This is a genomic window from Parasphingorhabdus sp. (assembly GCF_039968395.1).
In the GTDB taxonomy this organism is placed as follows: domain Bacteria; phylum Pseudomonadota; class Alphaproteobacteria; order Sphingomonadales; family Sphingomonadaceae; genus Parasphingorhabdus.
Map to the genome: position 1 here is coordinate 487,774 of NZ_JBDVPV010000005.1, position 23,406 is coordinate 511,179.

General features: G+C 54.1%; 20 protein-coding genes. 1 reads left to right on the forward strand and 19 read right to left on the reverse strand.

The genetic code is table 11. The features are described from left to right. Positions 1 to 78: 78 nt before the first annotated feature. From ABJI30_RS12990 to ABJI30_RS13010, 5 genes are all read right to left on the reverse strand, one after another. Positions 79 to 822 carry an HAD family hydrolase gene (locus ABJI30_RS12990; protein ID WP_348017118.1) on the reverse strand — a complete coding sequence of 248 codons (744 nt, stop codon included), beginning with the start codon at positions 820 to 822 and terminating at the stop codon, positions 79 to 81. After that, complete coding sequence (locus ABJI30_RS12995; protein ID WP_348017119.1) at positions 819 to 1,736, reverse strand: aminotransferase class IV; 918 nt, start codon at positions 1,734 to 1,736, stop codon at positions 819 to 821. The genes ABJI30_RS12990 and ABJI30_RS12995 overlap by 4 nt, the downstream gene beginning before the upstream one ends. Positions 1,737 to 1,838: 102 nt before the next feature. Next, complete coding sequence (lpdA, locus tag ABJI30_RS13000) at positions 1,839 to 3,236, reverse strand: dihydrolipoyl dehydrogenase (RefSeq protein WP_348017120.1); 1,398 nt, start codon at positions 3,234 to 3,236, stop codon at positions 1,839 to 1,841. Between the two features lie 20 nt (positions 3,237 to 3,256). After that, entirely contained in the window at positions 3,257 to 3,559 is a 303-nt protein-coding gene (locus ABJI30_RS13005; protein ID WP_348017121.1) for a hypothetical protein, read from the reverse strand. After that, on the reverse strand, positions 3,556 to 4,875 hold the full coding sequence (locus ABJI30_RS13010; protein WP_348017122.1) for a pyruvate dehydrogenase complex dihydrolipoamide acetyltransferase: 1,320 nt from the start codon (positions 4,873 to 4,875) through the stop codon (positions 3,556 to 3,558). The genes ABJI30_RS13005 and ABJI30_RS13010 overlap by 4 nt, the downstream gene beginning before the upstream one ends. A gap of 160 nt (positions 4,876 to 5,035) precedes the next feature. Between ABJI30_RS13010 and ABJI30_RS13015 the strand changes: the two genes are divergently transcribed. Further along, complete coding sequence (locus ABJI30_RS13015) at positions 5,036 to 5,491, forward strand: universal stress protein (RefSeq protein ID WP_348017822.1); 456 nt, start codon at positions 5,036 to 5,038, stop codon at positions 5,489 to 5,491. Between the two features lie 9 nt (positions 5,492 to 5,500). Here the strand turns inward: ABJI30_RS13015 and ABJI30_RS13020 are convergent, their stop codons facing one another. The 14 genes from ABJI30_RS13020 to ABJI30_RS13085 all read right to left on the reverse strand — a co-directional run bounded on the left by ABJI30_RS13020 (position 5,501) and on the right by ABJI30_RS13085 (position 23,290). After that, positions 5,501 to 6,022, reverse strand: a complete 522-nt coding sequence (locus ABJI30_RS13020) for a peroxiredoxin-like family protein (RefSeq protein ID WP_348017123.1) — start codon at positions 6,020 to 6,022, stop codon at positions 5,501 to 5,503. Between the two features lie 105 nt (positions 6,023 to 6,127). Continuing rightward, positions 6,128 to 8,446, reverse strand: a complete 2,319-nt coding sequence (gene rnr, locus ABJI30_RS13025; protein WP_348017124.1) for a ribonuclease R — start codon at positions 8,444 to 8,446, stop codon at positions 6,128 to 6,130. After that, entirely contained in the window at positions 8,446 to 9,981 is a 1,536-nt protein-coding gene (gene proS, locus ABJI30_RS13030; RefSeq protein ID WP_348017125.1) for a proline--tRNA ligase, read from the reverse strand. Before proS ends, rnr begins: the two co-directional genes overlap by 1 nt. Positions 9,982 to 10,011: 30 nt before the next feature. After that, positions 10,012 to 10,626: a polyhydroxyalkanoate synthesis repressor PhaR gene (gene phaR, locus ABJI30_RS13035; protein ID WP_348017126.1), complete on the reverse strand. Its 615-nt coding sequence runs from the start codon at positions 10,624 to 10,626 to the stop codon at positions 10,012 to 10,014. Positions 10,627 to 10,827: 201 nt separating this feature from the next. After that, positions 10,828 to 11,871, reverse strand: a complete 1,044-nt coding sequence (alr, locus tag ABJI30_RS13040) for an alanine racemase (protein WP_348025327.1) — start codon at positions 11,869 to 11,871, stop codon at positions 10,828 to 10,830. A gap of 30 nt (positions 11,872 to 11,901) precedes the next feature. Continuing rightward, positions 11,902 to 13,539 carry an MFS transporter gene (locus ABJI30_RS13045; protein WP_348017128.1) on the reverse strand — a complete coding sequence of 546 codons (1,638 nt, stop codon included), beginning with the start codon at positions 13,537 to 13,539 and terminating at the stop codon, positions 11,902 to 11,904. A 24-nt stretch (positions 13,540 to 13,563) separates the two neighbouring features. Then, entirely contained in the window at positions 13,564 to 15,585 is a 2,022-nt protein-coding gene (locus ABJI30_RS13050) for an acetyl/propionyl/methylcrotonyl-CoA carboxylase subunit alpha (RefSeq protein WP_348017129.1), read from the reverse strand. Further along, positions 15,585 to 15,986 carry a hypothetical protein gene (locus ABJI30_RS13055; RefSeq protein ID WP_348025445.1) on the reverse strand — a complete coding sequence of 134 codons (402 nt, stop codon included), beginning with the start codon at positions 15,984 to 15,986 and terminating at the stop codon, positions 15,585 to 15,587. Before ABJI30_RS13055 ends, ABJI30_RS13050 begins: the two co-directional genes overlap by 1 nt. 8 nt (positions 15,987 to 15,994) lie before the next feature. Continuing rightward, positions 15,995 to 17,005: a biotin synthase BioB gene (gene bioB, locus ABJI30_RS13060; RefSeq protein ID WP_348017131.1), complete on the reverse strand. Its 1,011-nt coding sequence runs from the start codon at positions 17,003 to 17,005 to the stop codon at positions 15,995 to 15,997. Next, positions 17,002 to 19,149: a methylmalonyl-CoA mutase gene (scpA, locus tag ABJI30_RS13065; RefSeq protein WP_348017132.1), complete on the reverse strand. Its 2,148-nt coding sequence runs from the start codon at positions 19,147 to 19,149 to the stop codon at positions 17,002 to 17,004. Before scpA ends, bioB begins: the two co-directional genes overlap by 4 nt. After that, positions 19,149 to 19,931 (reverse strand): enoyl-CoA hydratase-related protein, encoded by a 783-nt coding sequence (locus tag ABJI30_RS13070; protein WP_348017133.1) that lies wholly within the window; start codon positions 19,929 to 19,931, stop codon positions 19,149 to 19,151. The genes scpA and ABJI30_RS13070 overlap by 1 nt, the downstream gene beginning before the upstream one ends. Positions 19,932 to 19,998: 67 nt before the next feature. Continuing rightward, complete coding sequence (gene mce, locus ABJI30_RS13075) at positions 19,999 to 20,433, reverse strand: methylmalonyl-CoA epimerase (protein ID WP_348017134.1); 435 nt, start codon at positions 20,431 to 20,433, stop codon at positions 19,999 to 20,001. After that, positions 20,430 to 21,374: a DUF808 domain-containing protein gene (locus ABJI30_RS13080; RefSeq protein ID WP_348017135.1), complete on the reverse strand. Its 945-nt coding sequence runs from the start codon at positions 21,372 to 21,374 to the stop codon at positions 20,430 to 20,432. The genes mce and ABJI30_RS13080 overlap by 4 nt, the downstream gene beginning before the upstream one ends. Before the next feature lie 389 nt (positions 21,375 to 21,763). Continuing rightward, positions 21,764 to 23,290, reverse strand: coding sequence for an acyl-CoA carboxylase subunit beta (locus ABJI30_RS13085; protein WP_348017137.1), 1,527 nt, complete (start codon positions 23,288 to 23,290; stop codon positions 21,764 to 21,766). Positions 23,291 to 23,406: the final 116 nt, after the last annotated feature.

The following is a 23,406-nucleotide window of genomic DNA, read 5'->3' on the forward strand; positions in this document are numbered from 1 at the left end:
TAAATCAATATATTCCGAATCTGGTTGTACAGGATTTTACAGCTCTAAGTTTGAGTATTAGATCTTTTATATCAATAATTAGAAGGCTATATCTAATAGTTTATTATAATATGGTTTGCATTGTTCTGCGACAATCTGCTCTGCCTTGTTCAATTCTTGTCCCGATTTTTCGGGAATTCCAAAGCCAGTTGTTTTTATCACCCTGTTGTACCAGTGATTTCCCCATATGCCGTCCGTATTCCTTCGACCAGTCGGCCACGACAGCATGGCGGGATCCCAGCTTATGCCCAATGCCTTGCACAGCTTCTGCAGGCTTTGGTCCGGGTTTCGGGCGATATCTGCACTATCCATCACTATTGGCGGTTCTCCGGACATTTGTGCAGCCTGATCGACATATTCCAGTTGCCGCGCATAACCGAGATCATCCGGTGTGACCTTGACTCTCTTGGCGGCATAGCTGGCGACAACCCGAACCGGATCGCGAATGAGGAAAGCATGGCGATGATCGGGGAAATCACTGATCGATATTCCGCCCACCATATGGTGCGGCATGTGTTTTTGATACCAGATGGGTTTTTGATCCGGAACCGGACCGCGCATGGCATTTGCAACGGAATCCCATTCACAATCCATGTCTGCGATAACCTGACCTGCCATCGGTTGCGGTTCGCCTGTATCTTTCAGGTAGGCACCATAAAACGGCTCATCGGTGACCGCACAATCCCTGCGGCTCCCAAAGCTGCGCATCATGGCTGTGGAGATATTGCGCGGACCTGACCACATGGCGATGCGCACAGGTTCTTGGGAGGACGCTGACGTCATGACGTGGTGTCGCTCTCGATCATGTCTTTGTAGAGTTTTTGCAGGCGCTCGACCATCGGCCCCCTGCCCTTGGTCAATATTCGGCCATCGACCTCTGTCGCCGGGACAACTCCCGCAAATGTACCGGTTACAAAGGCTTCATCCGCTCCGTAAACGTCGGTCAGGGAGAAGTTTTTCTCACGTACCGGGATGTCATTCTCCCGGCACAAGGTGATGACATTGCTTCTCGTGATCCCGCCCAGGCAATAATCACCGGACGAAGTCCACACCTCGCCTTTGCGAACAATGAAGAAATGCGTGCTGTTGCACGTTGCCACAAAGCCATGCGGATCGAGCATCAGGGCCTCGTCGGCACCAGCCTGCGTTGCCTGAATACAGGCGGTGATGCAGTTGAGCTTGCTGTGGGAATTGAGTTTCTGATCCTGCACAGCCGGATCACCGCGCCGGACATGCACGGTGAACAGGCGGATACCATTTTCGACCGTGCTGGGCAGCGCTTCCTTATACTCGGGAATGATGACGATTGTCGCCGGTGAGATGACCACCCTCGGGTCTTGATAGGGGGTTGAACGAATGCCCCGTGTCACCATCAAGCGGATATGAACACCCTGCTCGCCAGCCATTTCATTAGCTGTGAGTGTTTCATAAAGGCGACTCGTAAGTGACTCTCTTGAAAGGCCTATATCCATCGCAATGGCTTTTGCGCCTTCAAACAATCGATCAAGATGGGCGTCGAGAAACGCGATTCTGCCCTTGTGGACCCTAAGGCCTTCCCAAACCCCGTCGCCGAGCATGAAGCCGCTGTCAAACACGGAAACCACTGCTTTTGCACGCGGGGTCATGACACCGTTGACGTTGATCAAGATATTCTGATTGCGCGGGTCCTCCGCATAGTCATGTGTGCCTTTGGCCATAATTCAGAATCCTCTTCGAATCGGATTTTTCCGATTTCATCCAAGAATCGCTTTAGAGGAAGAATTCCCAGAAACAAGCTTTGTGAAAAACGCGGCGAACGATCACATGTGCAAAACGCGGTCGTAAGCGTCGAGTACGCTTTCATGCATCATTTCGCTGAGCGTCGGATGCGGGAAGACCGTGTTCATCAATTCCGCTTCGGTGGTTTCCAGCGTTTTGCCGACCGTATATCCTTGGATGAGTTCTGTCACTTCCGCGCCAATCATGTGTGCACCCAGTAATTCTCCGCTTTTCGCGTCAAATATGGTTTTAATGAAACCTTCGGTTTCGCCCAGTGCAATCGCCTTGCCATTGCCGATAAACGGAAATTTGCCGACTTTCACGTCATGGCCCGCTTCCTTGGCCCTGGCTTCAGTCATGCCGACGCTGGCAATCTGGGGATGGCAGTAGGTGCAGCCGGGGATATTATTGGTGTCCATGGCGTGAGGATGCCCACCTGCGATGGTTTCCGCCGCGATAACGCCTTCGTGACTGGCCTTGTGCGCCAGCCATGGCCCGCCGGTGCAGTCGCCAATCGCATAGATGCCGTCGATGTTGGTCCGGCAATTGGCATCGGTCTTGATGTGGAAGCGCTCGTCGGGTTCGATACCCAGCTGATCCAGACCAATCGTCTCGACATTGGGCTGGATGCCGACGGCGACAATTACATGGGTAAAGTCGTGGCTTGCCTTCTTGCCCTTGCTGTCCTCGATCTCCGCTTTCACGCCCTTGGCACTCGCATCGATGCTCTTCACACCGGCACCGGTCATGATTGTCATGCCCTGCTTCTTCAGTGACTTGAGCAGGAAAGCCGAGATTTCTTCATCTTCAACCGGCACAATCCGGTCCATCATCTCGACAACCGTCACGTCTGCGCCCATGTCATTGTAGAAGCTTGCAAATTCTATCCCGATCGCACCCGATCCGATGACCAGCAATTTTTTCGGCATTTCCGGCGGTGTCATGGCGGTGCGATAGGTCCAGATGCGCTTGCCGTCTGCCTTGGCAAAAGGCAGATCGCGGGCGCGGGCACCGGTCGCGATGATGATGTTTTTCGCTTCCAGCTCTTCGTCGCCCTTGTCAGTTTTCACAGTCAGCTTGCCCGGCGCGGTAATCGTGCCGTCGCCCATGACCACGTCGATCTTGTTTTTCTTCATCAGGCCGGTGACGCCCTGATTGAGCTGCTTCGCCACCCCGCGCGAACGTTTGACCACCGCATCCAGATCGGCGCTGATCTTCTCCGCATGCAGACCATAGTCGGCAGCATGTTTCATATTGTGAAAGATTTCCGCCGACCGCAGCATCGCCTTTGTTGGAATACAACCCCAGTTGAGGCAGATCCCGCCCAGATTTTCGCGCTCGACAATCGCGGTTTTCAGGCCGAGTTGCGAGGCGCGGATAGCGGCCACATAGCCACCAGGGCCGGAACCGAGAACGATAAGGTCGTAGGATTTAGGCATTATTTTCCTTCGAGTAAGAATTAGTTGTTCTGAAATATCACAGCTATCGCTGTCACGAAAAAGAGCAATAGCCAGATTTTTCCGATCGCCATCCAAGGCTGAACCGCCGCCCGGCGAGTTTTGATCGCCAAAAAGATTGCAGCAATACCCCAGACCGTAATACCGATGGAGGTCAGCCAGAACTCTTTAAAAAAGGATTCTATCCCTAAGAATAAAAAGTTCGAAAGGAGCGCAATTCCACCGAGTATGAGCAATAAAAAACTCGTCTTGAAGTCCGCATTTTCTTCAAGTGGCACATTGAGAGTGTCGTATTTTTCCGTCAAGCTAGCATCCCCAGCGGGTTCTCCACCAGTTCCTTGAACACTTTCATAAATTGCGCGCCATCGGCTCCGTCAATTGCCCGGTGATCGAATGATCCTGTCGCGCTCATGATTGTGGCGATCTGCAAGCTGTCATCGATAACATGTGGCCGTTTCTGTCCAGCGCCAATCGCCAGGATCATCGCTTGCGGCGGGTTGATGACCGCATCGAAATTCTTGATGCCGAACATGCCCATATTGGAGATGCTGGCGGTCCCGCCCTGATATTCGTGCATTTTCAGCTTGCCAGCCTTGGCGCGCTCGGCAAGGTCTTTCATCTCTGTCGATATCGTGCTGAGCACCTTTGAATCTGCGCCGGTAATAATCGGCGTGATCAGGCCGCCTTCAATGCTGACAGCTACCGAAATATCGGCGCGTTCGAAGGTTTTGAGCTGGTCTCCATCAATCGAGACATTGCACTTGGGCACCTGCATCAGGGCGACCGCCTGTGCCTTGATCAGCAGGTCATTGACCGACAGCTTCACGCCGCGTGATTCCAGCGAAGCGTTCAGTTCACCGCGCAGTTTCAGCAGCTTGTCGAGCTCTATATCCACGGTGAGATAGATATGCGGAATGGTCTGCTTCGCTTCGGTCAGGCGGCGCGCGATGGTCTTGCGCATGCCGGAAAGTTTTGCAGACGTATGCGGGATATCGAAGTCATTGGCAGCAGGCGCGGGTGCGACAGCAGGAGTCGCGCCGGGCGCGGAAGCTGCAGCCGATTTGACCGGAGCCGTGCCGCCTTCTGCTGCGTCAATATCTGCCTTGATAATTCGGCCACCCGGACCCGATCCGCTCAGTGCGGATAGATCGACGCCTTTCTGTTCCGCCAGACGGCGAGCCAGCGGACTGGCTTTCACACGATCCGAACCGGATGAAGCCGGTGTCGGCGCGGGTGCAGGAGCCGGAGCAGGTTTGGCCGCCACTGGCGCTGTCTTGCGATTGTCATCGCCAATAGCATTGGAACCTTCATCCACAGCACGGCGCTCTTCTTTGGGCGCTGGTGCGGGATCGGCACTCGCTGCCGCCCCGGCGTCCTCGCCTTCTTCCGCCATAATCGCTATCACTTCGCCAACAGGCACATTGTCGGTACCCTCGGCAACGACGATCTTCGCAATCGTTCCTTCGTCGACAGCTTCGAATTCCATGGTCGCCTTGTCAGTTTCAATCTCCGCGAGCAAATCGCCCGATGCGACCTCGTCACCTTCCTTGACCAGCCATTTGGCGAGTGTCCCCTCTTCCATCGTCGGAGACAAGGCTGGCATCTGAAGATTGATCGGCATGGAGAGGAACCCTTGTAAATGATCTTGTATCTGAATCGGCGTTACATTGTATTTGCGCAATCGGCAGCAAAGAGCAAGCCGCCTAAATCTTGCATATCATAGGCTTTTATCGCAAGCAGGGCATTAGTAAATTAAATACGCGGATATATGGGGATAAATGATGCGTACTTACCTAGTGGTTATTGACGAGACGGACGAAGCCGGTGTGGCTTTGCGTTTCGCATCCCGGCGCGCCATGAAGACCAACGGTGCGCTGCACATATTGGCGCTGGTTGAAAGCGAAGGATTTGTCGCCTGGGGCGGTGTTCAGGCGACTTTGGAAGAAGAAGCCAAAAATCGCGCAGAAGCTCTGGTGTCCGGTGCCGCAGGAACATTATTCGATGAAACCGGCATTCGTCCGTCAATCACTGTCAAGGAAGGCAAAGGGCCAAAAGGCGTTCGCAAGGTCATGGACAAGATTGACGGCCTCGCCGCACTTGTGCTCGGAGCTGCAGCTAACGGCGCGCCCGGTCCGCTCGTCACGCATTTTGCCGCGAACGAAGCAGGGACGTTGCCCTGCCCCGTCATGGTTGTTCCCGGGTCCCTGACCAAGGAAGAGATTGATCGCCTCAGCTAGCGGGCGGCATCAATCCTGTTCGCCGCGCGCCGGATAGTCATTGGCCAGTGCATAATCGATACCCATCATCAGTTGATCGAGCGGCGGTCGCGTGAAAGGCATGCTCTGCACACTTGCGAAATAGAGCGTCTGATCCGGGCGAACGAGAAACAGCGCCGGTTCGGAAAACAGTTCTGGTTCGCTGCTGTCCGGTCGTCCGGCAGACAAATATAACCCAAGGTCCCGGGCGGTGGCTTCGGTCAGGCCGTAACCCAGCATCAATTCGTCAATGCCCCAATTGGATGCGGATTGCTCTGCACGTTTTTGATCGTCCATGCTGATCGCGACACATGTCACACCGCGTTCTGCAAAATCGTTCAATTTCTTCTGCAAGTCACGCAATTGTCCTTTACAGATGGGACAATGCAGACCGCGATAAAATAGCAGCAGAGTGAAATTGTCTCCGGCGCGCTGGCTCAGTTGAAACTGGCCGCCATCGGTCATCGGGACCGTAAAATCGGGTATGGACTGGGTTGGAATGAGTTTGCTCATGATGCGCCACCTTTTTGTTGTTTTACAGGGCGCTATTCAATCCCGATGAACAAAAGGTTACAATCGCAAATTAAGATGGGCACATATAAGGCAGGTCGCCCTTTTCTATCGGCTGCGGTGCTTGATATTGCCCGGGCGACCCCGTTTGCCGGTCGTGTGTTTTTTGCGCTTGCCGCCTTTACTGCCCTTCCCGCCTTTGGGCCCTTTTCGGGGTCCCGATCGCGGTGCATACCGGGATGGCATGTGGTTGGCACCTTCGGGTAGCTCGAACAGCAGACTGCCGGTTGCCGGATTGGCATCTACCAGACGCAATTCCAGTTTTTGACCGATGGAATAGCTGGTGCCACTATCCATCCCGGTCAGCACCTGCTTCTGTTCGTCATAATCAAATCGTTCGACGCCCAGCGTTCGAACCGGCACCAGGCCATCGCCGCCTAATTCTTCAACCGTGGCAAAGAATCCGAAATTCTGAACCCCCGTGATCCGGCATTTCAACACCTGCCCGACATGGCTGGACAGATGCGCGGAAATATAGCGATCCACGGTTTCCCGCTCGGCCATCATTGCGCGGCGTTCAAGCTGGCTGATTTTTTCCGAAATACGATCCAATCGGCCTGCGCTGTCCGGATCCAGGCCGCTAAGCGCCGGAATGCCATCATTGTCTGGCTTGGGCTGTTCCAGCTTGCATGCAGATACCAATGCCCGGTGCACAACAAGATCGGCATAACGGCGGATCGGGCTGGTAAAATGCGCATAACTGGCCAGTGACAGGCCAAAATGACCCATGTTCTGATGACCATAATAAGCCTGGGTCTGGCTGCGCAGGATCTGCTCCATCACCAGTGGTAACAGCTCCTCTTCACCGACCTGTGAAATCAGGCGGTTAAACACGGCAGGTTTCACAACCTGTCCCATCGCAAAGCTGATGTCGAAGCTCTTCAGATAGTCTTTCAGTGCGATCAGTTTTTCCCGTGAAGGTACTTCGTGGACGCGATATATCAGGGGTGATTTCTTCGATTCCAGCACTTTTGCTGCCGCGACATTGGCGGCGATCATGAAATCTTCAACCAGTCTGTGGGCTTCCAGACGTTCCCGTACTGCAATTTCAGCGATCCTGCCTTTTTCATCCAGCACGACACGTTTTTCGGGCAAATCGAGATTCAGCGGCTCCCGTGCATTGCGCGCTTTCGCCAGCAATTTCCAGCACGCCCAGAGCGGCTCCAGCGCGGTCGCGCCAAGTTCATGGCTGATGGTACCGTCGATCGCCGCTTGTGCGTCTTCATAAGCGATATTGCCGGCCAGTCGGACAATCGCACGGGTAAACCGCGAACGCGTCACATGGCCTTTGCCGTCGATTGTCAGATGACAAACCAGCGCAGCCCGATCAACATCCTGTTTCAGCGAGCAAACGTCTGTCGACAAGGCTTCGGGTAGCATCGGTACAACCCGGTCTGGAAAATAGACGCTGTTGCCGCGTTTGAACGCCTCGCGGTCCAGCTGACTGCCGGGACGTACGTAATATGAGACATCGGCTATCGCGACTATCGCTTTGAAACCGCCTGGATTGGACGCGTCCGTATCTGGTTCGGCCCAGATTGCGTCATCGTGATCCCGCGCATCTGCTGGATCAATGGCAACGATCGGCAGGTGACGGAGGTCTTCACGTTTCTCTTCATCAAGCGGCAGTCCCGTTGCCAGTTTGGCTTCATTTTTGACCCGCGCAGGAAAGGAATTGGGAATATCAAATTTGTGGATCGCAATCAGGCTGAACGATTTTGGGGCGAATGGATCTCCCAGAACATCCTTGACCTGCGCCTTGATATATTGGCCCCGACCGGTCGGCTCGGCCAACACGAGATTACCAGGCTCCGCATCTCCCAAATCCGAAATCAGCGTACTGCGTCTGATCTTGCGATCCACGGGTTTCAACCAAACGCGATCCCGTTCATCCTTTTCGACAATGCCCAGCAGCATATCGCTACTTTGGGCCAGCTTCTTCATCAGATAGCCAATATAGCCCTGCCCGCGTTCTTCGGTTCTTGCGAGGATGCGATCTCCCACCGCGAGCGCCGCTCGCCTGCCCTTTTCGCGGATACGAATTTTCGGTGCAGGCTTGCCTTCCGCCTGCCAGTTGTCGGGGATACCGACAGCTTCATTGCCATCGATTTCAACAATCTTCAGAACGGTGACTTTCGGCACGCCGCCCATTTTGTGAAATGCCCGCCCCGGACTGCTGTCGAGCAACCCTTCATCAGCCATATCTTTCAGCAAGGCCTTCAGCGCAATCTTGTCCGACCCACGCAATCCAAAGGCTTTTGCAATCTCGCGCTTGCCCGCAGGCTGCGACGATTGCTCGATAAATTCCAGTATCTGCTTGCGGGTGGGAACCTGACGCGGTTTGTGCGGTCTGGAAGACTTCGCCATTAATAGGCTTTGCCAATCAGGATCCGCTCGACCGCCGGTTTGCCGGTGAATATGCAGTCGCCGTCTACCGGCGCTGCGTCCTGCGGAACGTTACGGAATGTCAGTTTCAGTTTCTTGAGACGATCCTCAATCTGATCCAGTTCGTCTCCGGTTGCCTTGCACCATTGTACTTCCAGCCAGCCCGGATATTTCTTGTTTTCCTTGTAGAAAGTCTGAACTTCGGAATACTCCGCAAAACCGCGGGTAATGTTGGAATCGAGCCGAACCCTGGCTTCAGAGTGCAGGCCGCTTTGAATTTCTTCCAGCAGACTGGCTGCCTGTGCGACAAAATCACCTTTTGACTGAATGTGAGAATCCAGCTTGCCATTTTCCTTGTAAAGGGCGTCCCGACGGATCATTGATACATTGCCTTCTGCAACATCCCGCGGACCAATTTCCAGAATCAACGGCGCGCCCTTTTTCACCCAGGACCAGCGCTTGTTTGACGCCTTGGCGCCGGTTTTGTCGAATTTCACACGAACATTCTCACCAAATGCCTTCAGTTGTGAAAGGTCCTTTGTCAGGCTCTGGCAAAATTCCAGAACAGCCTCATCTTCGGGCTTGTCTCGCAGCATCGGAATGATCACGACCTGATAAGGTGCAATCAAGGGGGGGACGCGCAGTCCGTCATCGTCGCCATGGGTCATGATCACGCCGCCAATCAGACGCGTCGATGTGCCCCAACTGGTGGTATAAGCAAACTGGAACTGGCCTTCCTTGTCCTGAAAACGGATATTCTGTGCCTTGCTGAACGTCTGGCCCAGAAAATGTGATGTACCCGCCTGCAACGCTTTGCCATCCTGCATCATTGCTTCAATGGAATAGGTGGCATCCGCGCCGGGAAAACGTTCATTTTCCGGTTTTTCTCCAGCAACGACCGGCATCGCCAGTACTTCCTCGGAAAAGCTGCGATACAGCTCCAGAATGTCGAGGGTTTCTTCCATCGCCTCGTCCCGGGTGGCGTGAGCGGTGTGCCCTTCCTGCCAGAGAAACTCGCTCGTCCGCAGGAACATTCGTGTCCGCATTTCCCAGCGTACGACATTGGCCCACTGGTTGATCATCACCGGCAAATCGCGCCAGCTCTGTACCCACCGCGCAAAGGCGGTGCCAATGACCGTTTCGGAAGTTGGCCTGACAACAAGCGGTTCTTCCAGTTTGGCTTCGGGATCAACAACAAGTCCATCCTCGTCATTCTTCATCAGCCGGTGGTGGGTGACGACAGCCATTTCCTTGGCAAAGCCGTCAACATGTTCGGCTTCCTTGGCAAAATAGCTGAGCGGAATGAACAGCGGGAAATAGCAGTTTTCGTGCCCGGCCTGTTTGATCCTCTGATCCATCAGAAACTGGACCCGTTCCCAGATACCGTAACCCCATGGCCGCATCACCATACAGCCGCGTACACCGGATTCCTCAGCCAGATCGGCTTCCGAAATCAGTTGCTGATACCAGCCCGCAAAATCATCTTCGCGAGTCACCGAAAGGGCGTTTTTCTTCACTATTCCATTATCCTGCTGAAGCGTTTCGGACTAACTGTCCAGGGTATCGATTTTGGATTGAATGTCAGCCAGCTGCTGCTTCAGTTCCATGATTTCACGATCTTTTTCGGACATCTCTTCTTCTTCCGGTTCATCGTCATTTGACCCCGCTTTTAAGGGCGCGAGCGCTTTTTCCACAACTCCGGCCAGCGGACTTGATTTCAGGGCATTTTCGACGGCTTCCTGAAATTGCTTCTGGTTCTTCACTGCCATTTGACCCAACGGGTTTTTGTTAAGGGCACCTTCAACCGCTTCCTGAAACTGTTTCTGGTTCTTGCGGAAATTGTCCATTGATGCCTCAAGATAGGATGGCATCAGGGATTGCATGGAATTGCCATACATCGAAATCAATTGACGCAGAAAGGTCACCGGCAACATGTTCTGGCCGCTGCTTTCCTCGTCGACAATGATCTGGGTCAGCACGGTGTGGGTGATATCTTCACCGGATTTTGCGTCAACGACAACAAAATCTATATCGTCGCGGGTCATTTCCGCCAGAAAATCCAGTGTGATGTAATTGGATGTCTGGGTGTTGTACAATCGACGGTTTGCGTATTTCTTGATTGTAATGGGACCGTCTGCGTTCCCTTTTTTCGATTTGGCCATGAATTCTCCTGCCGAACTGGTCTGTGGATGGTCTTTGCCTCTCACATAAGTTCGAAACATTTCTATATTGTCTCTTCAATAGACAATATTGTGCATTGCCGCAACAAAAGCCGTTTTGGGTCAAAGTTGCCTCAATAAATCCTGGATTTCAGCCAGTTAATATTTGCGGTTGCAGCATAGCGTGTGCACAAAACTGCTGCTTTATATCCAGTTTTCATCAAAACGCTGACCGAGATTGGTCAGCAGTTCATATTGCGACAGACCGGTGTCTCGTGAAGCTTGCAGAAGATCATAAGAGCAATCGAGCCAGCCTCCTTCGCGCAGGCTGTCATCTGCTGAAAGATCGACAGCGATCAGGTCCATGGAAACCCGTCCGAGTACCGGTAGAGCATTGCCCTGATGAGAAAATTGCCCGTTATTCGAGAATGCTCTGAGATAACCATCTGCATAGCCCATCGCCAGAATGGCAATGCGATGAATCCGCTGCGCAGTATATTGCGCATTATAGCCGAGCTTGTCGCCGGGCTGGAGTTCCCGAACCTGCAATATCTGCGCTTGCGGGGTGGCGACCTGCTGGATCAGGCTTTCCAGTTCCGGCCTTGGCTTCCCGCCGTAAATGGACAATCCTGGCCGGGTGCAATCAAAGTGATAGTCGGAACCCAGCGCAATGGCTGCGCTATTTGCAAGGCTGACCCGTTGCCCGTTGATCGACTCAAGAGCGGATCTGAATTGTGCGAGTTGATCTGCATTTTGCGAAACATCTTCGTCCGCGGAGGCCATGTGACTCATCACCTGATCGATGGCAAGCGTACCCAAATCGGCCTGTTCGAGATCGTCGCGATTTATGCCGAGGCGGTTCATGCCGCTGTTGATCATAATATCACACGGACGTCCGGTCGGCGCCCAACGTCGGACTTGTTCGATGCTGTTGAGCACGGGCTTGGCGGACATGTTCAGGGCAAAGGCCATATCCTCGTCTCGAATTCCGTTCAGCACTGACAGGCACGCATTGTCGACCATGAGCTCGGAAATTTCTGCGGCCTCGCGCCAGTTTGCGACGTAGAAATCATGACACCCTGCTTCGATCAGAAACCGTGTGACGTTTCGCGCACCCAGGCCATAGGCATTGGCCTTGACGGCCGCGCCGGCGCTGGCAGTTCCGCTCAACCGGTCAAGTGTCTGCCAGTTTTGTACAAGGGCATCTTTGTCGAGACGCAAGCGAGCCGTTGCGGGAATGGATTCCATTTCCGCGCTCATGATGCGCCAATACTGGTGTTATGGAGCTTCATTGAGAGATGCTTCCGGGTCATCCGGTATACCCCACCAGGCGACGATCACACCAAAAGCAACGACCACCCAAGTATACCACAGCCCTGCGTAGATATCTCCTGACCGCGCGACGATATAGCCTGCGATAAGTGGCAGGAAGCCGCCGAGATAACCGGCGCCGATATGATACGGTATCGACATCGAGCTATACCGGATTTTGGGTGGAAACATTTCCGAAAGCAGCGCAGCGACGGAGCCATAGGTCAGCGCGCTGAGTACACCCAATATCAGTAAAATCGCGACAATTCCCAATATGCTTCCGACGCCGAGCTGCTGTTTGGAAAAGTCATATCCGTAATTGCCGAGCGCTTCGCGAACCCCGGTGCTGCGTGCGCCGCCATCTACCAGCCACTTCGGATCAACCGCGATCTCATTCTCGCCTGCCGAAAGTTTCAGTATGTTGCTATCAGTGATATCATAAGCCACGCCTGCCGAAGTCAGCGTTTCCAGTATCTTCCCGCAATCACTCTGTTCACGACTGAAGAGTTCAGCAAATGGATCGGTACTGCATTGGTTCCCCTCAACTCTGACGGGGTTGGCTTCGGCTGCCTGCGCAAGGCCGGGATTGGCGAAGTGGCCCAGTCCCCAAAAAGCCGGGAACAACAGGAGCAACGCAGCCAAGGCACCGACAATGATTGGTTTTTTGCGCCCCACCTTGTCGGACCATTTACCAACCATCAGATAAAATATCATCGAAATCATGCCTGAGAAGAACAGGATCAGCTCAACGGTCAGCGCATCGACATTCATCGGGCCGCGCAGAAATGACATTCCGGAGAAAAACGCAGTGTACCAGATCGTGGTCAGGACTCCTGTCACACCAAAGAGCACGACGAAAATCCGCTTCTTGTTACCGGGATAGGTGAAGCTCTCGACAAAGGGGTTTTTGGAAGTCTGTCCTTCAGCTTTCATCGCTTGAAACACGGGACTTTCATTGAGCTTGAGTCGCATCCAAAGCGATATAACAAGCAGGATAATCGAAAGCAGAAATGGCACACGCCATCCCCAGGCATTAAATTCTTCTTCCGGGATCAGGAATCGGCACGACAGTACGACCGCAATCGATAGTACAAATCCGCCGACGACGCTGGCCTGGATGAAACTGGTAAAGAAGCCGCGCTTTTCGGTGGGGGCATGTTCCGCGACATAGATTGCCGCGCCGCCATACTCACCGCCGAGCGCCAGGCCCTGCAATATGCGCAGCAATATCACGATTGCGGGAGCCCACAATCCAATAGACTGTGCACTTGGAATAAATCCTACACCCGCGGTCGCAATGCCCATGAGTGTCACAGTAGCGATAAACGTGTATTTCCGGCCCAACTGGTCGCCCAGATAGCCAAAAAGAATTGCGCCAAGGGGGCGGAAGCCAAAGCCGATTGCAAAACCTGCCCAGACCAGGAGGATTTGGAGCGTTTCATTCCCCGCCGGAAAAAAGGCTGCCCCGATCAAACCCGCAAGCGTTCCGTATATGAAGAAATCATACCATTCGAACACGGTCCCGGCCGATGATGCGCCGATGACCAGACGGATTTCCTTTTCCGTCGGTTCGCGTTGTCCTGCAATTGCTGCTTCACTCGCCATTTACGCCCTCCCCAAGGCTTTTCGTCATTCCAGTTCGAGAATGATTGCGTCAACCGCCAGACTGTCGCCCTGCGCGGCTTCTATCGATTTGACTACCCCGTTTTTCTCGGCGCGCAGGATGTTTTCCATTTTCATGGCTTCGACGACGGCGAGCGGTTGCCCTTCCTCGACGGTATCGCCCTCCCCGACATGCAATGCCACGAGCAATCCCGGCATTGGGCAAAGCAGATATTTGGACAGATCCGGCGGGATCTTCTCAATCATGTGTACCGCGTGTTGCGCGATGCTTTGCGGCAGGACGCGCACTTCGAACCTGGCCCCGCGCGTATTCATCGCAAAACCTGACGTTGTTTTCTTGATTTTCACGATCAAGGGTTCGTCGCCAATGGTCGCTTCTATCAGGCCATCGCCAGGCGTATATTCGGCGGAAAGTTCAACTTCCTTGCCATCGACCGAAATCGCTTCTTCTGACAATATGACCGACTGAATGCTGTCGCCAATCTTGACTTGCCATTCCGCTGGCGGATCGAGGCGATCACCGAGCTGATTGTCGATACGCCGTGCACGATCGGCATGGGCGGCGCCGGCAAAGGCACCAATTGCAGCCAGGTTCCTAAGCAATTCTTTCGAGGCTGGTGCGCCTTGAAAACCTTCCGGATATTCCTCTGCGATAAAGCCGGTTGTGATATCCCCGGAACGGAAGCGCTTGTGTTGCATCAGTGCCGACAGAAAGTCGATATTGTGACCCAGCCCTTCCAGTTCAAACCGGTCCAGCGCCTCTATCTGCTTGTCCGCAGCCTCATCCCGGGTCTTGCCCCAGGTGATCAGCTTGGCGATCATCGGATCATAATAGATGCTTACCTCGCCGCCATGATAAACGCCGTCGTCAACGCGCACGCCGTCAACACCGCGGCGACCGTTCGCCTGACCATCATCGGTCCAGCCCTCGAGCGGGGGATGATATTCCACCAGACGCCCCGTGGATGGCAGGAAGCCGCGATAGGGGTCTTCCGCATAGACACGATTCTCAATCGCCCAGCCATCAATGCCGATATCATCCTGCTTCATCGGCAGTTTTTCGCCAGCCGCGACGCGGATCATCTGTTCGACCAGATCAATGCCGGTAATGGCTTCTGTCACCGGATGCTCGACCTGCAGACGGGTGTTCATTTCAAGAAAATAGAAACTCTCGCCGGTCTTGTCCGCGCCGGAGACGATCAATTCCACCGTACCCGCGCTGTGATAGTCGACCGCTGCGGACAGGGCTACACATTGCTCGCCCATTGCCTTGCGCATTTTCGGGGTCACGAAGGGCGATGGCGCTTCTTCGACAACCTTCTGGTGGCGACGCTGGATCGAGCATTCGCGTTCATTCAGATACAGCACATTTCCATGCTTGTCGCCGAGGATCTGGATCTCGATATGGCGCGGGTCTTCGATAAATTTCTCGATAAACACGCGATCATCGCCGAAGGAGTTCAGGCCTTCGCGCTTGGTCGCTTCAAAGCCCTCGCGGACGTCTTTCTCGGAATAGGCCAGCCGCATGCCCTTGCCGCCGCCGCCCGCCGAGGCTTTCATCATCACCGGATAGCCAATGTCGTTGGAGATTTTTACGGCATGTTCGGTATCGTCAATCTCTCCGACAAAGCCCGGAACGACGTTGACGCCGGCTTCCATCGCAAGTTTTTTGGACTCGATCTTGTCACCCATGGCCGCGATGGCATTGGGTGGCGGCCCGATAAAGGCGATATTGTTCTTTTCCAGCTCCTCAACAAACGAGGCGCGCTCTGAAAGGAAACCATAGCCGGGGTGTACCGCTTCTGCGCCGGTTTCTTTGCAGGCAGCGATAATCTTGTCCGCAATCAGATAGGATTCCGCTGCGGGTGGCGGGCCGATGTGCACCGCTTCATCCGCCATCCGCACAAATGGCGCACGCGCATCGGCGTCTGAATAGACAGCGACGGTGGCGATGCCCATCTTTTTGGCGGTTTTGATAACACGACAGGCGATTTCACCACGGTTTGCGATTAGTATTTTTTTGAACATCAGTAGTTTTCACTCTCGAGATCTGGATAATATATGTTTTGATATTTACCGGATTTATGTCGTTTCAAAAAAAACGTGCCAGTATGCTTTTCTTTTTCCGGAATCCACAAGCCGTTTGGCGGACAAGAAATCATATTCTCTTTTTCCATCCATTCTCGGTACTGCTTTTCTTCCTCATAGGGAATGTAGATAGAAAGCTTGTTTGAACTGACATGGCGCAGGTGTTTTTGCTTTAGCGTTTTTGTAAATCTGATGTGACATTGCTGAATATTTGAATCACAATGCATATTGCCGTTCACGACCATATCGCTGTTTTTGAATTTCCAGTTTTCCGTAATTGTGCCGCACCCCATTGCTGGTGTTGCAAAAGCAGAAATTAGAATCGGTGGAAGCATTTTCAAATATGTTTTCACCCAACCGCCTCCAGCGCCTTTTCAGCCCGCAGTGGCTCTTCACCTTCCAGCGCCTTCAGCCCCAACCGCTCAAACAAGGCCGCATCGCTATCATCGCCGGCATTGGGGGCGGTCAGCAGCTTGTCTCCGGTAAAGATCGAATTCGCGCCTGCCATGAAGCACAGCGCCTGTGTAGCTTCGCTCATGCTCTCGCGGCCAGCGCTCAACCGCACCATCGATTTCGGCATCGTAATTCGCGATACCGCAACCGTGCGGACAAATTCGATATCGTCGATTTTCGCCATTGGGGTATCAGCGAGCATGTCGCCCAGGATCGTGCCTTTGACCGGCACCAGCGCATTTACGGGTACGCTTTCCGGATGTTTCTCCAGTGTCGCCAGCGTATGGACAAAGCCCACGCGATCTTCCCGCGTTTCGCCCATGCCGATAATCCCGCCGGAGCAGACATGGATGCCGCTATCGCGTACATTTTGCAGTGTATCTAGGCGATCTTCCATCTTGCGCGTGGAAATCGCCTTTTCGTAATATTCCGGACTGCTGTCGATATTGTGATTATAATAATCCAACCCTGCATCGGCGAGCATATCCGCCTGTTTTGGCGTCAGCATACCCAGCGTCATGCAGGTTTCCAGACCCATGTTGCGCACGCCTTTCACAATCTCGACAATCGCCGGCATGTCGCGGTCCTTGGGATTGCGCCAGGCCGCACCCATGCAGAAACGCTGTGATCCGGCGTCCTTGGCCTGCGCCGCTGATTGCAGCACTTGCCGAACGTCCATCAGTTTCGTCGCTTCGACACCGCTGTCGGCATGGACGGACTGGCTGCAATAGCCGCAATCTTCCGGGCATCCGCCGGTTTTGATCGATAGCAAGGTGCACAGCTGCACTTCATCCGGCTTGTGATAGGCCCGATGCGCCGTGGCCGCCTGAAACAGCAGTTCGGTGAAAGGCAGGTCGAACAGCGCGGCGATATCTTCGCGTTGCCAGTCGTTACGAATTACACTCATTCGGCAGCTTCCTCTTGTGGGGGCATATTGTGACCGAGCAGCCGCAATATGTCGGCTGCACATTCCACAATATTGCTGCCGGGTCCATAAATTCCGACGACACCGGAGTTTCTAAGAAATTCATAGTCCTGCGGCGGGATCACACCGCCGGCAAAAACCTTGATATCCCCGCGACCACTGTCTTTCAGCATGTTGATAAGTTCGGGGATAAGCGTCTTGTGTCCGGCTGCCAGACTGGATGCGCCCACCGCATCTACATCTTCGGACAGGGCAAGATCGCGGGTTTCGCCGGGTGTCTGGAACAATGGTCCGGAAATCACGTCAAATCCCATGTCGGTAAATGCGCTGGAGACGACATTGGCGCCGCGGTCATGACCATCCTGCCCCATTTTCGCCACAAGAATCTTCGGTTTGCGGCCAAGCCGCTGGGATACGGAATCGACGCCGTCGACAACCATCGCATATCGGGCATCGCCTTCATAAGCCGCTCCATATATGCCTTTGACTGGCGTCGGGCGTGTCTCATAGCGCCCAAAAACCTCTTCCATAGCGTCGGATATTTCACCCAATGAGGCACGCTGACGAGCCGCATCCACGGCGAGTGCCAGCATGTTGCCGTCACCCTCGGCACCGTCGGTAATCGCTTGCAAAGCCGCCTGACAGGCATCTTCGTCGCGTTCGGCCCGCATCTTGTCGAGGCGAGCTATCTGTCCCTGACGGACTTTCGCGTTGTCGATATCCAGCGTTTCCAGCTGATCTTCGTCTTCCAGCGTATATTTGTTGACGCCGACGATGACGTCCTCGCCCTTGTCCACGCGCGCCTGGCGGCCCGCTGCGGCTTCTTCGATCATGCCCTTGGGCCAGCCATCGGCCACCGCCTTGGCCATGCCGCCCTCTTTCTCCACGCGGGCGATGATTTCACTTGCTTTCTCAACAAGTTCGTCCGTCAGCGCTTCGATATAATAGCTACCACCCAAAGGATCGACGACCTTGGTAATGCCCGCTTCTTCCTGCAGCACAATCTGCGTGTTCCGGGCGATCCGGGCTGAAAAGTCCGTTGGCAGCGCAATCGCTTCGTCCAGCGCGTTGGTATGGAGGGATTGGGTCCCGCCGAGCGTCGCCGCCATGGCTTCAATGGTCGTACGGATCACATTATTGTAGGGATCCTGCTCGGTGAGCGAGACACCCGACGTCTGACAGTGGGTCCGGAGCATTTTCGAACGCTCCGCTTTCGCACCAAGATCGTCCATGACTTTGTACCAAAGTGTTCGTGCTGCGCGAAGCTTGGCAACTTCCATGAAAAAGTTCATGCCAATGCCGAAAAAGAAGCTCAAACGTCCGGCAAATGCGTCGATGTCCAGCCCTGTTGCCATGGCCTGCTTGGCATATTCGCGGCCATCTGCAATGGTGAAGGCCAGTTCCTGCACCGCGGTCGCTCCCGCTTCGTGCATGTGATAGCCGCTGATCGAAATACTGTTGAATTTCGGCATGTTTGCGGAAGTATATCCGATAATGTCTGAAATGATCCGCATGCTTGGTGCCGGCGGATAAATATAGGTATTGCGGACCATAAACTCTTTCAGAATGTCATTCTGGATGGTTCCGGCCAGCTTGTCCTGGGAAACCCCCTGCTCTTCCGCCGCGATAATATAAAAGGCCAGACACGGGATAACCGCGCCATTCATCGTCATCGATACCGACATCTGATCGAGCGGGATCTGGTCGAACAGGATTTTCATGTCTTCGACACTGTCAATCGCAACCCCGGCCTTGCCGACATCACCCACAACGCGCGGATGATCACTGTCATAGCCGCGGTGTGTCGCGAGATCGAAAGCTACTGACAGGCCTTTTTGACCAGCCGCCAGATTTCGACGGTAAAAGGCGTTGGATTCCTCCGCTGTTGAAAAACCTGCATATTGCCGGATCGTCCAGGGACGTCCTGCATACATGCTGGCCTTCACACCGCGTGTAAACGGTCCGAAGCCGGGCAGACCCGGGTCAATGCCCCTCTCGGCAGCATCTTCCGCTGTATAAAGCGGTTTTACAGCGATGCCTTCGGGTGTTTCCCAAGTCAGATCGCGCCCTTTGACTTCCTTGTCAGCCAGCGCTTTCCAGTCTTCGGTCGTCGGTTTGTCGGTCATTACTCGCCCTTAAATTCGGCTTTTCGCTTTTGCAGGAAGGCAATCGCGCCTTCGCGTGCATCGTTGCTGTCACCGGCTTTGCGCTGTCCCTCTGCCTCACGCAACAAAGCGGATGCATAGTCGCTGTCGAGCGCCGTTGTGATGTTCTGGCGCATGACACCCAGCGCTACCGTCGGACCATCGGCCAGTCGGCGTGCCAAGGCATTTGCCTCGCTGATCAGATCAGCGTCTTCCACGCATTTGTGTACTAAACCCCACTCTGCGGCTTTTTCGCCGTGAATCTTCTCACCGAGCATCATCATTTCGGTGGCTCGCGCCTTGCCGATCAGGCGTGGCAGCATCCAGCTGGCACCGCCATCCGGCACCAGGCCGATGTTCACAAATGCTTGCAGAAAATAGCCGGATTTGCCCGCAATGGCGAAATCGCTGGCCAATGCAATCGAGCAGCCAACGCCTGCCGCTGCGCCGTTGACGGCGGTAATTGTCGGTATTTCCAGTTTCGACAATTTCAGCATCAGCGGGTTGTAGCTCTTGTTGAGCGCCATGAACGATGCCCTGCCGCCGGAAACTGCGCTTTTGTTGGCGGACTGGAGATCAGCGCCAGCACAAAATGCCCGCCCTTCCCCGGTTATGACCACCGCGCGGGCGTCTTCGAGCAAGTCCAGAGCGGTAAACAGCTCATCCGCCATGTCCAGTGAACAGGCATTGAGCCGTTCAGGCTTGTTAAGCGTGATCGTTGCAATCTGATCCGCAATTTCCAGTTTGATATTTTCGAATTCCATTATGTGTCCCTCTATATGATGCAGTCCCGGACTGTCGCCGGGTGTGCGTTATCTGAAGATGATCGGATCAGTGATCCTTTGGTGTTTCCATAATCTCGGTTAGCATCCCGCCCATATCCTTGGGATGCACAAAAAAGATAAGCGTGCCATGCGCGCCAATGCGCGGTTCGCCCAGCACGCGCTTGCCCATGGCTTCGAATTCGGCTTTGGCGGCGTGTATATCGGGTACTTCAAAACAGATATGATGTTGTCCGCCCAGCGGGTTTTTAGACAGAAAACCGTGGATCGGGCTGTCTTCACCCAGCGGTTCGATCAATTCGATCTGCGTGCCATTGGTTGGTCCTTCTGCCGGTGTATCCACGAAGCACACTTTTACGCCTTGTGCAGGCAAGTCAAATGGCTCGCAGATCGATGTAGCCCCCATGACATCCCGCCAATGGGCAATACTGTCCGGAATGGAAGGCGTAACAACGCCGATATGGTTCAATCTGCCAAGCTTCAATGTGCTTCTCCGTGCGGTATGAATTTGTGAACCAATGGTGCGATTACGGCCCCGATGGCAACGCCCATAAGGCCGGATAGTACCGCAAAACTGATCCCGCCAGCAAATGTCTGGGCGGTTTCGGGAAACAGGCCGACCAACGGGTGCGAAACAACGTCAATCAGATGCTCCGGCCCATGCCAGCCCACCGCGGCGATATTGTGGACCAGCAAACCGCCGCCGACCCAGGCCATGGCCAGCGTCCCGATGATCGAGATGGTGGTCAGCAATTTTGGCATGAACGCAACCAGACCACGGCCAAAGGAAGCGACAAATCCTTCATTTTCGGTGGCGAGATGGAGCCCGACATCGTCCATCTTCACGATCAGGGCGACCACGCCATAGACTCCGACCGTGATCACGATTCCGATGAGGGCCAATATGATCCCCTGTTGCCACCAGACTTCCTCGGTGACTTCGGACAAGGCGATGGCCATGATTTCGGCGGAGAGAATAAAATCCGTGCGGATCGCTCCGGCGGTCATTTCTTCTTCGCGACCTTCGCCTTCGATGATCGCGGGTTGGTCATGTTTGGTGCTCTCGTCGACATGCAGCCACTCGAGCACCTTTTCCGCCGCTTCATAACAGAGGAACAAACCGCCCATAATGAGAATAAAGGGTATCAAAAACGGCGCAAACTGGCCAAGCAGAACGGCTGCGGGCAACAAGAACAGGAGCTTGTTCTTGATCGACCCCTTGGCGATCTTCCAGATCATCGGTAACTCGCGCGCCGGGCTGAAGCCGGTCACATATTGCGGAGTAACGGCGGCATCATCGATCACCACGCCGGCCGATTTGGTACCAGCCCGCGCTGCGGCGGCACCGATGTCGTCAATAGATGCGGCAGCAACTTTTGCAATCGCTGCGACGTCGTCGAGAAGGGCTACTATTCCTGTTGGCATTATTTAGATTTTGCGCTTTCTAACCTGAATCTTCATTTTCCATCTTTTCCAATTTGCGTACAATTTTTCTCTCTGCGTGTTGGTGTTTTCAAGAAATTGTCGATCAGGTCATCCGAGTTAAGTCTCCAATTGTAGTACTTCGAATATAAAAAGTATCCTGCTGTCCAGTGGAAACCACTCCAATCATAACCCTGTTCCCGAATGACTGAACTTGCGAAAACTCTTGCTAACCCACCTTTTGATGGCAGTTGTTCGCAAGACCAATAAGGAGTTTTCGTGGTCAAGTTTTGCGTCCGTTGGGATAAATCTCTTTCCATCACCCACAAAAGATAGCCAGCACCAACAGCAAATAGGACAATCAATAGAACTGTGGTCTTTTTGAGCATCCACTACAACGGAATATTATCATGCTTCTTCCACGGATTCTCCAGCTCCTTATTCCGCAGCTTTCGTAGTCCCAAAGCTACCCGACGCCGTGTGGAATGCGGCATGATCACTTCATCCACAAATCCCTTTTGCGCCGCGATAAACGGGTTGGCGAAGCGGTCCTCATATTCTTGGGTGTGCTCCGCAATTTCCTCCTCGGTCTTGCCGCGGAAGATGATCTCGACCGCCCCTTTCGCGCCCATGACCGCGATTTCTGCAGTCGGCCAGGCGTAATTCAGATCGCCGCGCAAATGCTTGGACGCCATGACGTCATAGGCCCCGCCATAGGCTTTGCGGGTGATGATCGTGATTTTGGGCACGGTCGCTTCGGCATAGGCAAAGAGCAGTTTTGCGCCATGTTTGATGATGCCATTATGCTCTTGCGAGGTGCCGGGCAGGAAGCCGGGAACGTCGACAAGTGTTACGATCGGAATGTTGAACGCATCGCAATAGCGGACAAAACGCGCTGCTTTCTTGGACGCGTTGATATCGAGGCAACCGGCCAGCACCATGGGCTGGTTGGCGACAACGCCGACTGTCGCGCCTTCCATCCGGCCAAACCCGCAGATGATATTCCCGGCATGGGCGGGCTGGATTTCAAAGAAATCGCCCTCATCGACCATTTTGCGGATGACTTCGTGCATGTCATAAGGCTGATTGGCATTGTCGGGAATCAGCGTATCGAGGCTCTCTTCGAGACGATCCCAGGGATCAGCGGTCGGGCGTTCCGGTACTTCTTCCCTGTTGCTCAGCGGCATGTAATCGATGAAATCGCGGGCAGCGAGCAAGGCTTCGATATCATTTTCATAAGCCACATCAGCCACACTGGTTTTTGTGCTGTGCGTAACTGCTCCACCCAGTTCTTCCTGCGTGACCACCTCGTTGGTGACGGTCTTGACCACATCGGGGCCGGTGACGAACATATAGCTGCTGTCTTTCACCATGAAAATGAAGTCCGTCATCGCCGGTGAATAGACCGCGCCGCCTGCACATGGTCCCATGATCAGGGAAAGCTGCGGGATGACACCGCTGGCAAGCACGTTCTTCTGGAAAACATCGGCATAGCCGCCAAGCGATGCCACACCTTCCTGAATACGGGCGCCGCCGCTGTCATTAATGCCGATTACCGGCGCGCCCACTTTCATGGCGTTGTCCAGCACCTTGCAAATCTTTTCGGCATGACGTTCGGACAAGGAGCCGCCGAATACCGTGAAATCCTGACTGAAGACATAGACCAATCGGCCATTGATCGTGCCTGATCCTGTGACCACACCGTCACCGGGGATTTTCGTCTTCTCCATTCCGAAGTCGACGCAATTATGTTCGACATACATGTCAATTTCTTCGAACGAACCTTCGTCGAGCAATATTTCGATACGCTCGCGCGCTGTCAGCTTGCCCTTGGCGTGCTGAGAATCAATTCGCTTTTGCCCGCCCCCAAGATGCGCCTCTGCGCGCTTGGCTTCCAGTCGATCAAGAATGTTCTGCATGAATGTCCCCAATATATGAACCGCGCTTTCAGCGATCCGGAATATTCAAAAGTCCATGCAATGCTCGATAGCCGGGGTCAATAGCCAGCGGCTAATCAATTTGGTATCTTTGGAAA

Bases quoted from the DNA above. Each gene is read 5' to 3' on its own strand.
- ABJI30_RS13045 (WP_348017128.1), bottom strand. From the start codon at position 13,539: ATGGCGAGTGAAGCAGCAATTGCAGGACAACGCGAACCGACGGAAAAG.
- lpdA (WP_348017120.1), bottom strand. From the start codon at position 3,236: ATGCCTAAATCCTACGACCTTATCGTTCTCGGTTCCGGCCCTGGTGGC.
- ABJI30_RS13085 (WP_348017137.1), bottom strand. From the start codon at position 23,290: ATGCAGAACATTCTTGATCGACTGGAAGCCAAGCGCGCAGAGGCGCAT.
- ABJI30_RS13020 (WP_348017123.1), bottom strand. From the start codon at position 6,022: ATGAGCAAACTCATTCCAACCCAGTCCATACCCGATTTTACGGTCCCG.
- phaR (WP_348017126.1), bottom strand. From the start codon at position 10,626: ATGGCCAAATCGAAAAAAGGGAACGCAGACGGTCCCATTACAATCAAG.
- bioB (WP_348017131.1), bottom strand. From the start codon at position 17,005: ATGAGTGTAATTCGTAACGACTGGCAACGCGAAGATATCGCCGCGCTG.
- scpA (WP_348017132.1), bottom strand. From the start codon at position 19,149: ATGACCGACAAACCGACGACCGAAGACTGGAAAGCGCTGGCTGACAAG.
- ABJI30_RS13080 (WP_348017135.1), bottom strand. From the start codon at position 21,374: ATGCCAACAGGAATAGTAGCCCTTCTCGACGACGTCGCAGCGATTGCA.
- ABJI30_RS13015 (WP_348017822.1), top strand. From the start codon at position 5,036: ATGCGTACTTACCTAGTGGTTATTGACGAGACGGACGAAGCCGGTGTG.
- ABJI30_RS13010 (WP_348017122.1), bottom strand. From the start codon at position 4,875: ATGCCGATCAATCTTCAGATGCCAGCCTTGTCTCCGACGATGGAAGAG.
- ABJI30_RS13050 (WP_348017129.1), bottom strand. From the start codon at position 15,585: ATGTTCAAAAAAATACTAATCGCAAACCGTGGTGAAATCGCCTGTCGT.
- ABJI30_RS13070 (WP_348017133.1), bottom strand. From the start codon at position 19,931: ATGGAATTCGAAAATATCAAACTGGAAATTGCGGATCAGATTGCAACG.
- ABJI30_RS12995 (WP_348017119.1), bottom strand. From the start codon at position 1,736: ATGGCCAAAGGCACACATGACTATGCGGAGGACCCGCGCAATCAGAAT.
- ABJI30_RS12990 (WP_348017118.1), bottom strand. From the start codon at position 822: ATGACGTCAGCGTCCTCCCAAGAACCTGTGCGCATCGCCATGTGGTCA.
- rnr (WP_348017124.1), bottom strand. From the start codon at position 8,446: ATGGCGAAGTCTTCCAGACCGCACAAACCGCGTCAGGTTCCCACCCGC.
- alr (WP_348025327.1), bottom strand. From the start codon at position 11,871: ATGGAATCCATTCCCGCAACGGCTCGCTTGCGTCTCGACAAAGATGCC.